Below are 14,556 nucleotides of genomic sequence, written 5' to 3'. Positions count from 1 at the left end.
AAAACGAAACGGCGCGGAAAACATCCCGCGCCGTTCGCATGAACTACCCGATTATCGCTTACTCGACTTCGACAGCCTCTTCGTTCGGCTTGTGCGGCGGATTCGCCAGCTTGTCGAACGACAACTGCACCTTGTCGTTTTCGTCGACATCGACCGTCACGTGGCCGCCGTTGACGAGCTTGCCGAACAGCAGCTCGTCGGCCAGCGCGCGCCGGATCGTGTCCTGGATCAGCCGCTGCATCGGCCGCGCGCCCATCAGCGGGTCGAAGCCGTGCTTCGCGAGATGCTTGCGCAACGCGTCGGTGAAGAGCGCGTCGACCTTCTTCTCGTGCAGCTGTTCCTCGAGCTGGATCAGGAACTTGTCGACCACGCGCATGATGATTTCCTCATCGAGCGAGCGGAAGCTGATGATCGAATCCAGGCGGTTGCGGAACTCCGGCGTGAACAGGCGCTTGATGTCGGTCATCTCGTCGCCCGTCTCGCGGCGCGTCGTGAAGCCGATCGTCGCCTTCTGCATCGACTCGGCGCCCGCGTTCGTCGTCATGATGATGATGACGTTGCGGAAATCCGCCTTGCGGCCGTTGTTGTCCGTCAGCGTGCCGTGGTCCATCACCTGCAGCAGCACGTTGAAGATGTCCGGATGCGCCTTCTCGATTTCGTCGAGCAGCAGCACGCAGTGCGGCTTCTTCGTGACGGCTTCGGTCAGCAAGCCACCCTGGTCGAACCCGACGTAGCCCGGCGGCGCGCCGATCAGGCGGCTCACCGCGTGACGCTCCATGTATTCCGACATGTCGAAGCGGATCAGCTCGATGCCGAGCGTGAACGCGAGCTGGCGCGCCACTTCGGTCTTGCCGACGCCCGTCGGGCCGGAGAACAGGAACGCGCCGATCGGCTTGTCCATCTTGCCGAGGCCCGCACGCGCCATCTTGATCGAGGCGGCCAGCGCGTCGATCGCCGGATCCTGGCCGAACACGACGCTCTTCAGGTCGCGGTCGAGCGTCTGCAGCTTACTGCGATCGTCCTGCGACACGCTCTGGGCCGGCACGCGCGCGATCTTCGAGATGATTTCCTCGATCTCGCTCTTGCCGATCGTCTTCTTCTGCTTCGACTTCGGCAGGATGCGCTGGGCGGCGCCCGCTTCGTCGATCACGTCGATCGCCTTGTCCGGCAGGTGACGGTCGGTGATGAAGCGCGCCGACAGTTCGGCCGCGGCCGACAGCGCACCCGACGAGTACTTGACGCCGTGATGCTCCTCGAAGCGCGACTTCAGCCCGCGCAGGATCGCGACCGTCTGCTCGACGGTCGGCTCCGTCACGTCGACCTTCTGGAAGCGCCGCGACAGCGCGGCGTCCTTCTCGAAGATGCCGCGATACTCGGTGAACGTGGTCGCGCCGATGCACTTGAGCGTGCCCGACGACAGCGCCGGCTTCAGCAGGTTCGATGCATCGAGCGTGCCGCCCGATGCGGCGCCCGCGCCGATCAGCGTGTGGATTTCGTCGATGAACAGGATCGCGTGCGGACGCTCCTTCAGTTCCTTCAGCACCGTCTTCAGGCGTTGCTCGAAATCGCCGCGGTACTTGGTGCCCGCAAGCAGCGCGCCCATGTCGAGCGAGTAGACCTGCGCGTTCGCGAGGATGTCCGGCACTTCGCCACGCGTGATGCGATAGGCGAGCCCTTCCGCGATCGCGGTCTTGCCGACGCCGGCCTCGCCGACGAGCAGCGGATTGTTCTTGCGGCGACGGCACAGCACCTGGACCACGCGCTCGACCTCGGGCTCGCGACCGATCAGCGGATCGATGCGGCCGTCCTTCGCCATCTGGTTCAGGTTCTGCGTGAATTGCGCGAGTGGCGTTTCCTTCTGCGCATTCGCGTCTTCGCTTTCCGCGTTCGCATCGGACGACTTCGCGGCTTCGCCGTTGTTCGTCTTCGCGATGCCGTGCGAAATGAAGTTCACGACGTCGAGGCGCGTGACGCCCTGCTGCTGCAGGTAGTACACGGCGTGCGAATCCTTCTCGCCGAAGATCGCGACCAGCACGTTCGCGCCGGTAACTTCCTTCTTGCCGTTCGACGTCGACTGGACGTGCATGATCGCGCGCTGGATCACGCGCTGGAAACCGAGCGTCGGCTGGGTATCGACATCGTCGGTGCCCGGGACGGTAGGTGTGTTGTCGTGGATGAAATTGCGCAGGTTCTGACGCAAGTCCTCGATGTTTGCCGCGCACGCGCGCAACACCTCGGCTGCCGTCGGATTATCCAGCAGGGCCAGCAGCAAATGCTCGACCGTAATGAACTCATGGCGCGCCTGGCGTGCTTCCATGAACGCCATGTGCAGGCTGACTTCCAATTCCTGGGCAATCATGCTTCCTCCATCACGCACTGCAGCGGATGCCCGGCCTGCCGCGCATGGGTAACGACTTGCTCAACCTTGGTCGACGCGATGTCCCGCGTATAGACCCCACATACCCCTCGCCCTTCGCGATGAACCTTCAGCATGATCTGCGTGGCCGTCTCGCGATCCTTCTTGAAATACTCCTGGACCACCATCACGACGAATTCCATCGGCGTGAAGTCGTCGTTCAGCAGCACCACCTTGTACATCGAAGGCGGCTTGAGCTTCTGCTGCTTGCGTTCCAGGACGGTGCTGTCCTGCTTGTCCGGGATAATCGCCATACACCCATTCTAAACAACTCGGACAGGCCCGCAATCCTGCCATTACCCGACCGACCGGCCGGCGCCCTCCCCGGTATCCCGGAACACGCGATCTTCTTCGCGCCATACGAAAGCCGGCTGCGGTGCCGGCTTTCACGCGTGGCGCGGAACACGAACCGTCTGGGGGAACAGCACCGGAACGTCGTATCCGCATCCAGTATCCCACAAGCCGGGACGGCCCGAACGCGCGTCACTCGAGCCTGGTATATGAGCCGATTATGCGGCTTTTCAAGATCTCGCGCTTGGCCGCCTGCTGCCAAGCAAAGCCGGAAAAACCCTGAAAATGGGTTCTTTACAACGTCCCTCTAAACGTCTAAAAATTCCACTTGACACTCCAATAAAGAGCGCCAACAATCAAGCTGGCACTTTTTTCAATTTGCCGGTTGGCAAAATGAAAGAGGCCGAGGTGAGCTTGTGAGGGGGGAACGGCTGCATTTTCCGGTCGTTTAGCTTTTCGAGCGTGCTCGTGGTAAGTAGCAGCGACTGTGTGACAGGGGAAGTAGGAAATGGCAACTGGTATCGTTAAGTGGTTCAACGACGCGAAGGGCTTCGGTTTCATCACTCCCGATGAGGGCGGTGAGGATCTGTTTGCGCACTTCTCGGCTATCACCATGAATGGCTTCAAGACGCTGAAGGAAGGCCAGAAGGTGAGCTTTGACGTCGTCCAAGGGCCGAAGGGCAAGCAAGCGTCGAACATCCAGGCCGTATAAGGCACCGGATATCAGACGAAGAAACCCGGCGCATTGCGCCGGGTTTCTTTTTATTCGAGGCCGGCCAATCGATTATCGATTGGCCGGCCTTTTCGTTCAATCCCGATAATTGAACACACATTGTCTTGTCTCGCGTGCAAATCGGATACTCGTCCGGCACGTGAAACATAATCGCCACTTCGTTACACGACCTTCAGCGTGCCCATCATGCCGAGATCCTCGTGTTCGAGAATGTGGCAATGAAACATGCGCTCGCCGGACATGTCTTGCGTGACGAGAATCGTCACGGTTTCGCCGCTGCGCACGTTCACGGTATCGCGCCATGCGCGGAACGGTTCGCTTGTACGCGAGCCGCCCGACGCGCGCTCGATTACCTGGAACTGCGTGCCGTGCAGGTGGAACGGGTGATCCATGTCGGTGCCGTTGCGGATCGTCCAGCGTTCGACGTCGCCGCGACGGCTCGTCAGCGTCGCGCGATGCGGCGCGTAGGTGTCACCGTTGATCGTGAAGCGCATGCCCGCCGGGCGGCCGTGCGCCGCGCCCTTCATCATCGCGTCCATGTCCATCTCTTCGCCGAACGCGACCTCCTTGTGCGCGACCGGCTCGCCCAGCGGCGGCACCGCGCGCAGGGTCTCCGGCAGCGCACGTGCGGCGGCCGGCGCGAATACGACGTCAGCCAGGGCCAGCGCCGGATCGGGCGGCAGGCTGCCGTGTCCGTCATCGTGCGACATCGACATCTTGCCGCGGTCGTATTCGGCCGCCTGCAGCACCGCGCGCGACGCACGATCGCCGGCGCGCACCAGCAGCTCCGCACGTTCGCCCGGCGCGATCAGCAGCGACGTGACGCGGCGCGGCGCGTCGAACAGCCCGCCGTCGGTGCCCACGTGCTCGAACGCGCGGCCGTCGTCGAACGCGACGCGCAGGTAGCGCGCGCTGCACGCGTTCCACACGCGCCAGCGCTCGTCGCCCGCGACGTCGATCCGCGGCCGGCGTGCGCCGTTGACCAGCACGAACTGGCCCTCGCGGCCGTTCATCCAGTCCATCATGTCGTTCGGTGCAATCGTGCCGTCGCGCGCAAGCTTCAGGTCCGACACGAACAGGTTGCGCTCGGGCCAGCCCGCCAGCGGATCGTCCGCGGCGCGCACGACGAACGGGCCGGCCAGCCCGCGGAAGACCTGCTCGGCCGTCATCATGTGCGGATGCGGGTGGTACCAGTAGGTGCCGGCACTCCCCTTCGGCAACGTGAAGCGGTACATGCGCGACGCGCCGGGCGCGACGGGATCGGAAGGGTTGCCGTCCTGGTCAGGCGGCACGGGCAGGCCGTGCCAGTGGATCGTCGACGGCTGCGGCAGCTTGTTCACGAACCTGATCTCGACCGTGTCGCCCTCGCGCACGTCGATCAGCGGACCGACGACGGGGCCCTGCGCGCCCGCACCGAACTGCCAGAACGTGGTCGGCCGTGCGCCGTGCAGCATCGGGCGCGCCACCGGCTGCGCCACCAGCGTGGCCCGGAACGTGCCAGGCTCGCGGCTTTCGTTCGCGAGCGTGCGCAGCGCCGCGAGTGGCGCGCCGGCCGGCAGCGCATCGGCAGCCGCGAGCGCGGCCGGTGCGGATTTACCGTGCTGCCCGTGACCCGCCATCCCTGACATGTCCGACATGCCAGGCATGTCGTCCATCGAATCCATGCCGGCCATGCCGGCGTGACCTGCATGCTGCGCCCATGCGGTTCGCGCGAACAGCGACGCGGCCACGACACCGATGGCGCGCGACAGGAAGGTTCTCCGTATCATCAATCGTTCCTCGTTATCCATGCTGGGTCGCGCGGCCGCCACGACGCCCGTGCCAGCCCGCTGAAGCGCCGATGCGCGACGCAAATCCTGATGCCCGCGTCATCATAACCGCAGGCCCAAATCGAGAAACGCCGCGGCCGGCCGGGCGGCGATACGCCGCAGGGCTCGACGACGCCGCACCCGATTCAGGACGCCTCGACCCGCATCGTCGATCGACGACGTACGGCCTTTCACTCGCGGCCGAAGCGCCACTCAACCCTGCCCCGGGCAGTTCCGAAGCGGTCGCCTCGCGCCTGCCGTCCGGCTCCGCTGCGGCGCCCGGCGCTTCACCGATCCGCAAATCCGCCAATATTTCACAATGCGGAACAAGTCTCTGCGTTGTAAAAATTCGTGGTGCAGGGCACAAAATTCCCGTTTCGCGATGCCAAAAAACGTTCCGCAATACAAAATGAAGAAAATAATTATTTGTTTTTAAAAGAGAATTTTTGTTTAGTGAAGCCGTTCTACATGCACCATCCGAGCGGGTCGCGGACGTAGACTTTGTCCCATGCACTGACGCTTCGCCACGACGTTCGAGACGGAAGCCGGCGCAAGCAGCCAGTCGGGCCACCGCCGGCCGAACCGGCAGGGCACAACAGAATCGCGTGTGATCAGAAAGGGAGAACGGAAATGAAGGGATTTCGCTTTGGTTCAGCGCTCGGGTCGTTCTACATCCTGCCGGGTAACGGCGGCTGGGAAGCGACGTTCGGCAACGCCCTGCTCGGCGCATTCTCGTGCCCCGAAGTGGCTGCCGACCACATCTCCCGCGGCGACTGCGAACAACTGTCCGAACTGGACACGGCAACGCTCGAAGTGCCACACGAAATCGCCGAATGGGAAATCGTTCACGTCTGAATGGCAAGCCCGCAACGAACAACGCCCCGGGCGTCCGGGGCGTTGTTCTTTTGTGGCCGGCGGCAGGCAGCGTTGCCCGCCACGCCGGCACACGCATCGACCCGCGCGATCGCGCGGCCTGCGTCAGGCGACTGCGTCGACGATGGCGTTCAGCGTCGCGCTCGGGCGCATTGCCTGGCTCGTCAGGTCGACGTTCGGACGGTAGTAGCCGCCGATGGCTTGCGCGTTGCCCTGCGCAGCCGCCAGCTCTTCCAGAATGCGCGCTTCGCTGTCGGACAGCGCCTTCGCCACGCCTTCGAACTGCGCCTTCAGCGCCGCGTCGTCGGTCTGCTCGGCCAGCGCCTGCGCCCAATACAGGCACAGGTAGAAATGGCTGCCGCGGTTGTCGAGGCCGCCGACCTTGCGCGCCGGCGACTTGTTCTCGTCCAGGAACTTGCCGGTCGCCTGGTCGAGCGTCTTCGCGAGCACGACCGCCTTCGGGTTCTGGTATGCGTTGCCGAGGTGTTCGAGCGAAGCAGCCAGCGCGAGGAATTCGCCGAGCGAATCCCAGCGCAGGAAACCTTCCTCGACGAACTGCTGCACGTGCTTCGGCGCGGAACCGCCCGCCCCCGTTTCGAACATCCCGCCGCCGGCCATCAGCGGCACGATCGACAGCATCTTCGCGCTGGTGCCGAGTTCCATGATCGGGAACAGGTCGGTCAGGTAGTCGCGCAGCACGTTGCCGGTGACCGAGATCGTGTCCTTGCCCGCGCGGATGCGCTCGAGCGAGAAACGCGTCGCTTCGACCGGCGTCATGATGCGGATGTCGAGGCCGTTCGTGTCGTGATCCTTCAGGTAGCGTTCGACCTTCGCGATGATCTGCGCGTCGTGCGCGCGCGCCGGGTCGAGCCAGAACACGGCCGGCGCGCCGGTCGCGCGGGCGCGGTTCACCGCGAGCTTGACCCAGTCCTGCACCGGCGCGTCCTTGGTCTGGCACATGCGCCAGATGTCGCCCGACTCGACCGCGTGCTCGAGCAGCACGTTGCCCGCTTCGTCGATCACGCGCACGACGCCGTCCGCCGGGATCTGGAACGTCTTGTCGTGCGAACCGTATTCTTCAGCCGCCTGCGCCATCAGGCCGACGTTCGGCACGCTGCCCATCGTGACCGGGTCGAACGCACCGTGCTGCTTGCAATCCTCGATCACGGCCTGGTAGACGCCCGCGTAGCAGCGGTCCGGAATCACGGCCTTCGCGTCGTACAGCTCACCGTCCGGGCCCCACATGCAGCCCGATTCGCGGATCATCGCCGGCATCGACGCGTCGACGATCACGTCGCTCGGCACGTGCAGGTTCGTGATGCCCTTGTCCGAGTTGACCATCGCGAGACGCGGGCGCACCGCGTATTCGGCCTTGACGTCGGCTTCGATCGCTTCACGCGTGTCGGCCGGCAGGTCCTTCAGGCGCGCGTACAGGTCGCCGATCCCGTTGTTCGGGTTGAAGCCGACCTGCGCCAGCACGTCCGCGTGCTTCGCGAGTGCGTCGCGGTAGAACACCGATACGAAATGACCGAACAGGATCGGATCGGAGACCTTCATCATGGTCGCCTTCAGGTGCACCGAGAACAGCACGTCCTGCGCCTTCGCATCGGCGATCTGCGCGTCGATGAAGCTGCGCAGCGCGTTGCGGCTCATCACCGATGCGTCGATCACTTCACCGGCCTTCACGGCCGTCTTTTCCTTCAGCACCTTCTTCGCGCCGTCGGTTGTCGTGAGTTCGATCTTCACGCTGCCGGCCTCGGCGATCAGCGCCGATTTCTCGCTGCCATAGAAGTCGCCTTCGCTCATGTGCGCGACGTGCGCCTTCGACGTGGCCTGCCACGCGCCCATCTTGTGCGGATGCTTGCGTGCGTAATTCTTGACCGACAGCGGCGCGCGGCGGTCGGAGTTGCCTTCGCGCAGCACCGGGTTCACCGCGCTGCCCTTGATCTTGTCGTAGCGGGCCTTGACCGCCTTCTCTTCGTCCGTCGACGGATCTTCCGGGTAGGCCGGCAGCGTGTAGCCCTGCGCCTGCAGTTCGGCGATCGCGGCCTTCAGCTGCGGCACCGATGCGCTGATGTTCGGCAGCTTGATGATGTTCGCTTCCGGCTTCAGCGTGAGCTGGCCCAGTTCGGCCAGATCGTCGGAACCCTTCTGCTCGGGCGGCAGGGCGTCTGCGAATGCCGCGATGATACGGCCGGCGAGCGAGATGTCGCGCGTCTCGACGGCGACGCCGGACGAGCGCGTGAAGGCCTTGACGATCGGCAGCAGCGAATAGGTCGCGAGCGCGGGCGCTTCGTCAGTGAGGGTGTAGATGATCTTGGGCGAAGTGGACATGGTGGTCAAAGCATTGCTACGTGATTGTTGGACTGAGACGCCGGCGGTAACCGGCGGGGAGCGACCGGGTCGGTCGCGAAAGGGGCGCGCCGGCTCAGCCGGGCGGTGGTGTTGCGAGGGCCGTCATGTTCTACCTTGCAGGGGCTCCGGGCCGCATCGCGGCGCCGCGGCCCGCATGCCGGACCGCCCTGCCAACAAACCTGCCATCCACGAAACGCTCCGGCGCCGGCAGTAGGCGCCGGGGCGGCCGGACACGCGCCGGCCCGCCCCGGAAGGGGACTTACATGTTCTCGATCAGCACTTCACCGAAGCCCGAGCACGACACCTGCGTCGCACCTTCCATCAGGCGCGCGAAGTCGTACGTGACGCGCTTCTGCAGGATCGACTTCTCCATCGCGGCGATGATCGTGTCGGCGGCTTCCGTCCAGCCGAGGTGGCGCAGCATCATTTCCGCCGACAGGATCTCGGAACCGGGGTTCACGTAATCCTTGCCCGCGTACTTCGGCGCGGTGCCGTGCGTCGCTTCGAACATCGCGACCGAATCCGACAGGTTCGCACCCGGCGCGATCCCGATGCCGCCGACCTGCGCGGCCAGCGCGTCGGAGATGTAGTCGCCGTTCAGGTTCAGCGTGGCGATCACGTCGTATTCGGCCGGGCGCAGCAGGATCTGCTGCAGGAACGCATCGGCGATCGAATCCTTGATCACGATCTCGTTGCCCGTCTTCGGGTTCTTCACGCGCATCCACGGGCCGCCGTCGATCAGCTCGCCGCCGAATTCCTTCTGTGCAAGCGCGTAGCCGGCATCACGGAACAGGCCTTCCGTGAACTTCATGATGTTGCCCTTGTGCACCAGCGTGACCGACTTGCGATCGTTGTCGATCGCGTACTGGATCGCCTTGCGCACGAGACGCTCGGTGCCTTCGGTCGACACGGGCTTCACGCCGATCCCCGAGGTTTCCGGGAAGCGGATCTTCTTCACGCCCATCTCGTCCTGCAGGAACTTGATCACCTTCTTCGCCTGCTCGGAGCCCGCGGCCCATTCGATGCCCGCGTAGATGTCTTCCGAGTTCTCGCGGAAGATCACCATGTCGATCTTTTGCGGCTCGCGCACCGGCGACGGCACGCCCTTGAAGTACTGCACCGGGCGCAGGCACACGTACAGGTCGAGTTCCTGGCGCAGCGCGACGTTCAGCGAACGGATCCCGCCTCCGACCGGGGTCGTGAGCGGCCCCTTGATCGACACCACGTATTCCTTGAGCACCTGCAGCGTTTCGTCCGGGAGCCACACGTCCGGACCGTACACCTTCGTCGCTTTCTCGCCCGCGAAAATCTCCATCCAGTGGATCTTGCGCTTGCCCTTGTAGGCATGCGCGACCGCCGCGTCGACGACCTTGATCATGACCGGGGTGATATCGAAGCCCGTACCGTCGCCTTCGATATAGGGAATGATCGGCTGATCGGAAACGTTGAGCGAGTAGTCCTTGTTGACGGTGATCTTGTCACCGCCTTCCGGAACCTTGATGTGCTGATACGGCATGATCGACTCCAGTGACGTGGCTGAGCAGGTGATGCTGGTCGAAGCTGCGCGCGCGGCGGGGGCGCGGCATGGCCACCCCGTGACGGCAACAGCGAGCCGCTATTCTAGCGCCCCAACCGGGCACTTCGGCACGAAGCGCGGCACCGCGTATCAAGACCCCACTTATGTCTTATATAAGACAGAGGACTTGCCGTTCCGTATTATGCATTAAGATTCCGCCATTTGCCATAGACCGCCCGCCGCCGCGTCCCGCTGCGCGCCGGACGGACGCCCCGCCATGAACCTGATCGCCCTCAACAAGCCGTTCGGCACGATTTGCCAGTTTTCCGCGCACGAGACGCGCCCATCGCTCGGCGACTGGGTAAAAACGCCCGGCGTCTACGCGGCCGGCCGGCTGGACGCGGACAGCGAGGGGCTGCTGCTGCTCACCGACGACGGCGCGCTGCAGGCGCGTATCGCCGAGCCCCGCCACAAGCTCGTCAAGCGCTACTGGGCGCAGGTCGAGGGCGCGCCCGGGCCCGCGGACCTGAAGGCGCTCGCGCGCGGCGTCAACCTCGGCGACTATGTGACGCGCCCGTGCCGCGCCGAATTCATCGAACCGCCCGACACGCTGTGGCCGCGCAATCCGCCGATCCGCTACCGCGCCGCGATCCCGACGACGTGGATCGAGCTTGCGATCACCGAGGGCAAGAACCGGCAGGTGCGCAGAATGACGGCGGCCGTCGGCTTCCCGACGTTGCGCCTGGTGCGCGTCGGCGTCGGCGCGCTGGATATATTCGCACTCGGCATTGCACCGGGAGAAACAATCGCGCTGCCACCGCGCGCGCCGTGGGACGGTTTCGCGACCGCCGGATGACGAATTCGGGACGGGCAAATTTTCGTCATCTTTTTCGTCAACCGCCTGCGAAGATCGCGCGTTAAACCACGCAGATGCCAACCTTAGCTATCCGGCATTGGCAGCCGAAGCCGTGTTTGCGTCACGAAAGCGACGTTTTTATCGAATACGATTCGGCGCCCGCAGCGCAATGAGAAATTTCTCGAAGCGTCTGTCAACCGAAAGGTGGATGGCACCGTTAGACGACATGACTCCTATTGCCGGGTCATTTGGTTAATTAACTAAAGCTGAGGAACACAACATGAACAAACTGATCGCCGCTCTGGTCGCTGGCCTCTTCGCAACGGCTGCTTTCGCACAAGCATCGGCTCCGGAAGCTGCTCCGGCTGCTGCTGAAGCTGCTTCGGCACCGGCTAAGCACGCTGCTAAGAAGCACCACGCAGCTAAGAAGCACCACAAGGCATCGAAGAAGGCTGCAGCAAGCGACGCAGCAGCACCGGCAGCTGCTTCGAACTAAGTAAGCTTGCTGTAATAACGCAGTCAAGAACACGCAGTCTTGCCGTTCTTACGGCGTTGAAAGGCAGATCACCGCAAGGCGATCTGCCTTTTTCTTTTTGTGCCCGCCGGCGCGCATCGCGTACCATGCGGGTCTTGTTTTCCAGATAGGAGCCTTGCTGTGCAATTCTCCCTGCGTTCGTCGCTCGGCCGCCTTGCGCGCGCCGCCGTGTTTCCCGCCGCGCTCGCCGTCATGGCGCTCGGCATGCAGGCCGCCAGCGCGCAAATGCCGCCCGGTGCCAAGCAGCCGAGCGAATTCCCGCGCGTGAAGCTGCGCGCCGGCATGTACGTGATCGACGCGGCCGTCGCTGCAAACGACCCCGATCGGGAACAAGGGCTGATGTACCGTTCACAACTCGCGCCGAACGAAGGCATGCTGTTCGTGTTCAACGAGAACGCGGTGCACTGCTTCTGGATGAAGAACACGCTGATCCCGCTGTCGATCGCGTTCATCCGCGCGGACGGCACGATTACCGACATCGACGAGATGAAGGCCGAGACGACCGACAACCACTGCCCGCGCAACAACGGCGTCTATGCGCTCGAAATGAGCAAGGGCTGGTTCGCGGCAAAGGGCATCAAGCCCGGCATGAAGCTCGAAGGCCTGCCGCAGGCCCAGTAACGGCCATCGCCGCGGCGTCGCGCCGCGCACCGACCGAAGCCGGCCGCCCGTTGCGCGCCGGCTTTTTTTTCGACCGCCGGCGGTGGCACCCGGCTTGATTCCGCCATTGCCGGCCGCATCTGCAAAAGCCACGCGCAAGCGCTATGCTTTAAGTCTCGCTTGTCCACCCGGGCCGGCACCGCCGGCCCGCTTACGATCCGAACCCAAGGAGGTTCACGTGCCCCGCAAAACCCCCATCGAGCGCTATCGCAATATCGGGATCAGCGCTCACATCGATGCCGGCAAAACCACGACGACCGAGCGCATCCTGTTTTACACCGGCGTGAGCCACAAGATCGGTGAAGTGCACGACGGCGCGGCCACGATGGACTGGATGGAGCAAGAGCAGGAACGCGGCATCACGATCACGTCGGCGGCGACCACGGCTTTCTGGAAGGGCATGGCCGGCAACTATCCGGAGCACCGGATCAACATCATCGACACGCCCGGGCACGTCGACTTCACGATTGAAGTCGAGCGCTCGATGCGCGTGCTCGACGGCGCGTGCATGGTCTACGACTCGGTCGGCGGCGTGCAGCCGCAGTCCGAAACCGTCTGGCGCCAGGCCAACAAGTACAAGGTGCCGCGGATCGCGTTCGTCAACAAGATGGACCGCGTCGGCGCCGATTTCTTCCGCGTGCAGCGGCAGATCGGCGAGCGCCTGAAGGGCGTCGCCGTGCCGATCCAGATTCCGGTTGGCGCGGAAGATCATTTCCAGGGCGTCGTCGATCTCGTGAAGATGAAGGCGATCGTGTGGGACGACGAAAGCCAGGGCGTGAAGTTCTCGTACGAGGAGATTCCCGCGAATCTCGTCGAGCTCGCGCACGAATGGCGCGAGAAGATGGTCGAGGCCGCGGCGGAAGCGAGCGAGGAACTGCTCGAGAAGTACCTGCACGACCATGAATCGCTGACCGAGGACGAGATCAAGGCCGCGCTGCGCAAGCGCACGATCGCTAACGAGATCGTGCCGATGCTGTGCGGCAGCGCGTTCAAGAACAAGGGCGTGCAGGCGATGCTCGACGCGGTGATCGACTACCTGCCGTCGCCCGTCGACGTGCCGGCCATCCTTGGCCACGACTTCGCCGATCCGGAGAAGCCGGCGGAACGCCATCCGAGCGATGACGAGCCGTTCTCGTCGCTCGCGTTCAAGATCATGACCGACCCGTTCGTCGGCCAGTTGATCTTCTTCCGCGTGTATTCGGGCGTCGTCGAATCGGGCGACACGGTGCTCAACGCGACCAAGGACAAGAAGGAACGGCTCGGCCGGATCCTGCAGATGCACGCGAACGAGCGCAAGGAAATCAAGGAAGTGCGCGCGGGCGACATCGCGGCGGCCGTCGGCCTGAAGGAAGCGACCACCGGCGACACGCTGTGCGATCCGACCAAGCCGATCATCCTCGAGAAGATGGAATTCCCGGAACCGGTGATCTCGCAGGCCGTCGAGCCGAAGACGAAGGCCGACCAGGAAAAGATGGGCCTCGCGCTGAACCGCCTCGCGCAGGAAGACCCGTCGTTCCGCGTGCAGACCGACGAAGAATCCGGCCAGACGATCATTTCGGGGATGGGCGAGCTCCACCTCGAAATCCTGGTCGACCGGATGAAGCGCGAATTCGGCGTCGAAGCGACGGTCGGCAAGCCGCAGGTCGCGTACCGCGAGACGGTGCGCACGACGGCGTCCGACGTCGAGGGCAAGTTCGTCAAGCAGTCGGGCGGTCGCGGCCAGTACGGCCACGCGGTGATCACGCTCGAGCCGAACCCCGGCAAGGGCTACGAGTTCCTCGACGAGATCAAGGGCGGCGTGATTCCGCGCGAATTCATCCCGGCCGTCGACAAGGGCATCACCGAAACGCTGAAGAGCGGCGTGCTCGCGGGCTACCCGGTCGTCGACGTGAAGGTGCACCTGACGTTCGGCTCGTACCACGACGTCGACTCGAACGAAAACGCGTTCCGGATGGCCGGCTCGATGGCGTTCAAGGAAGCGATGCGCCGCGCGAAGCCCGTGCTGCTCGAGCCGATGATGGCCGTCGAGGTCGAGACGCCCGAGGACTTCATGGGCAACGTGATGGGCGACCTGTCGAGCCGGCGCGGCATCGTGCAGGGGATGGAGGACATCGCGGGCGGCGGCGGCAAGCTCGTGCGCGCCGAAGTGCCGCTCGCGGAAATGTTCGGCTATTCGACGTCGCTGCGTTCGGCCACGCAGGGCCGCGCGACCTACACGATGGAGTTCAAGCACTACGCGGAAACGCCGGCCAACGTATCGGAAGGCGTGATCAACGCGAAAGTGAAGTAAGCGCGGCGCGCTCGCGCTGCCGCATGCAGGCAAGGCCCGTCCGGTCCCGGACGGGCCTTTTTTCATTCGCGCGCGCCGTACACGCGGCTTTTTTGAGGTTCATCGCGGAAAATCGTGGAGGGTTTGAGAGCGATTGCGTAACCTGACGCCTGACTTTAAGGAGGTCAGGAGGAAGAATTGCTCGATCGCAAGGCGCTTCAGGCACTGGGTTGCTGGACGGGTT

At 64.1% G+C, this 14,556-nt stretch carries 11 protein-coding genes; 6 read left to right on the top strand and 5 right to left on the bottom strand.

Annotated elements, in window-relative coordinates:
* Window positions 1-58 precede the first annotated feature (58 nt).
* Window positions 59-2,359 carry an ATP-dependent Clp protease ATP-binding subunit ClpA gene (clpA, locus tag LGN17_RS22565; protein ID WP_226198710.1) on the bottom strand — a complete coding sequence of 767 codons (2,301 nt, stop codon included), beginning with the start codon at window positions 2,357-2,359 and terminating at the stop codon, window positions 59-61.
* Window positions 2,356-2,670 (bottom strand): ATP-dependent Clp protease adapter ClpS, encoded by a 315-nt coding sequence (gene clpS / locus LGN17_RS22560; RefSeq protein WP_006398529.1) that lies wholly within the window; start codon window positions 2,668-2,670, stop codon window positions 2,356-2,358. Before clpS ends, clpA begins: the two co-directional genes overlap by 4 nt.
* Window positions 2,671-3,215: 545 nt before the next feature.
* Here clpS and LGN17_RS22555 point away from each other — a divergent pair.
* A complete protein-coding gene (locus LGN17_RS22555) occupies window positions 3,216-3,419 on the top strand; it encodes a cold-shock protein (RefSeq protein WP_006488945.1) in 204 nt (67 codons plus the stop codon).
* 182 nt (window positions 3,420-3,601) lie between these two features.
* Here the strand turns inward: LGN17_RS22555 and LGN17_RS22550 are convergent, their stop codons facing one another.
* Entirely contained in the window at window positions 3,602-5,209 is a 1,608-nt protein-coding gene (locus tag LGN17_RS22550; protein WP_226198709.1) for a multicopper oxidase family protein, read from the bottom strand.
* A 669-nt stretch (window positions 5,210-5,878) separates the two neighbouring features.
* On the opposite strand from LGN17_RS22550, the gene LGN17_RS22545 reads away from it, so the two are divergent.
* Window positions 5,879-6,103: a hypothetical protein gene (locus tag LGN17_RS22545; RefSeq protein WP_006490888.1), complete on the top strand. Its 225-nt coding sequence runs from the start codon at window positions 5,879-5,881 to the stop codon at window positions 6,101-6,103.
* 123 nt (window positions 6,104-6,226) lie between these two features.
* On the opposite strand, the gene LGN17_RS22540 is transcribed toward LGN17_RS22545, so the two are convergent.
* On the bottom strand, window positions 6,227-8,455 hold the full coding sequence (locus LGN17_RS22540; RefSeq protein ID WP_226198708.1) for an NADP-dependent isocitrate dehydrogenase: 2,229 nt from the start codon (window positions 8,453-8,455) through the stop codon (window positions 6,227-6,229).
* A 280-nt stretch (window positions 8,456-8,735) separates the two neighbouring features.
* Complete coding sequence (gene icd, locus LGN17_RS22535) at window positions 8,736-9,992, bottom strand: NADP-dependent isocitrate dehydrogenase (RefSeq protein WP_006754594.1); 1,257 nt, start codon at window positions 9,990-9,992, stop codon at window positions 8,736-8,738.
* Between the two features lie 277 nt (window positions 9,993-10,269).
* Between icd and LGN17_RS22530 the strand changes: the two genes are divergently transcribed.
* The 4 genes from LGN17_RS22530 (at window position 10,270) to fusA (ending at window position 14,333) form a co-directional block, all read left to right on the top strand.
* A complete protein-coding gene (locus tag LGN17_RS22530; protein WP_226198707.1) occupies window positions 10,270-10,848 on the top strand; it encodes a pseudouridine synthase in 579 nt (192 codons plus the stop codon).
* Window positions 10,849-11,128: 280 nt separating this feature from the next.
* Window positions 11,129-11,344, top strand: a complete 216-nt coding sequence (locus LGN17_RS22525; RefSeq protein ID WP_011352970.1) for a hypothetical protein — start codon at window positions 11,129-11,131, stop codon at window positions 11,342-11,344.
* Between the two features lie 159 nt (window positions 11,345-11,503).
* A complete protein-coding gene (locus LGN17_RS22520; RefSeq protein ID WP_175950946.1) occupies window positions 11,504-12,004 on the top strand; it encodes a DUF192 domain-containing protein in 501 nt (166 codons plus the stop codon).
* 217 nt (window positions 12,005-12,221) lie between these two features.
* Window positions 12,222-14,333, top strand: a complete 2,112-nt coding sequence (gene fusA / locus LGN17_RS22515) for an elongation factor G (protein WP_175950945.1) — start codon at window positions 12,222-12,224, stop codon at window positions 14,331-14,333.
* Window positions 14,334-14,556: the final 223 nt, after the last annotated feature.

Source organism: Burkholderia sp. AU30280 (genome assembly GCF_020420125.1).
GTDB lineage: Bacteria > Pseudomonadota > Gammaproteobacteria > Burkholderiales > Burkholderiaceae > Burkholderia.
This window is presented reverse-complemented; position numbering and strand designations above follow the sequence as displayed.

Coding starts and splice junctions, on each gene's coding strand:
- clpA (WP_226198710.1), bottom strand. CDS start 2,359: ATGATTGCCCAGGAATTGGAAGTCAGCCTGCACATGGCGTTCATGGAA.
- clpS (WP_006398529.1), bottom strand. CDS start 2,670: ATGGCGATTATCCCGGACAAGCAGGACAGCACCGTCCTGGAACGCAAG.
- LGN17_RS22555 (WP_006488945.1), top strand. CDS start 3,216: ATGGCAACTGGTATCGTTAAGTGGTTCAACGACGCGAAGGGCTTCGGT.
- LGN17_RS22550 (WP_226198709.1), bottom strand. CDS start 5,209: ATGATACGGAGAACCTTCCTGTCGCGCGCCATCGGTGTCGTGGCCGCG.
- LGN17_RS22545 (WP_006490888.1), top strand. CDS start 5,879: ATGAAGGGATTTCGCTTTGGTTCAGCGCTCGGGTCGTTCTACATCCTG.
- LGN17_RS22540 (WP_226198708.1), bottom strand. CDS start 8,455: ATGTCCACTTCGCCCAAGATCATCTACACCCTCACTGACGAAGCGCCC.
- icd (WP_006754594.1), bottom strand. CDS start 9,992: ATGCCGTATCAGCACATCAAGGTTCCGGAAGGCGGTGACAAGATCACC.
- LGN17_RS22530 (WP_226198707.1), top strand. CDS start 10,270: ATGAACCTGATCGCCCTCAACAAGCCGTTCGGCACGATTTGCCAGTTT.
- LGN17_RS22525 (WP_011352970.1), top strand. CDS start 11,129: ATGAACAAACTGATCGCCGCTCTGGTCGCTGGCCTCTTCGCAACGGCT.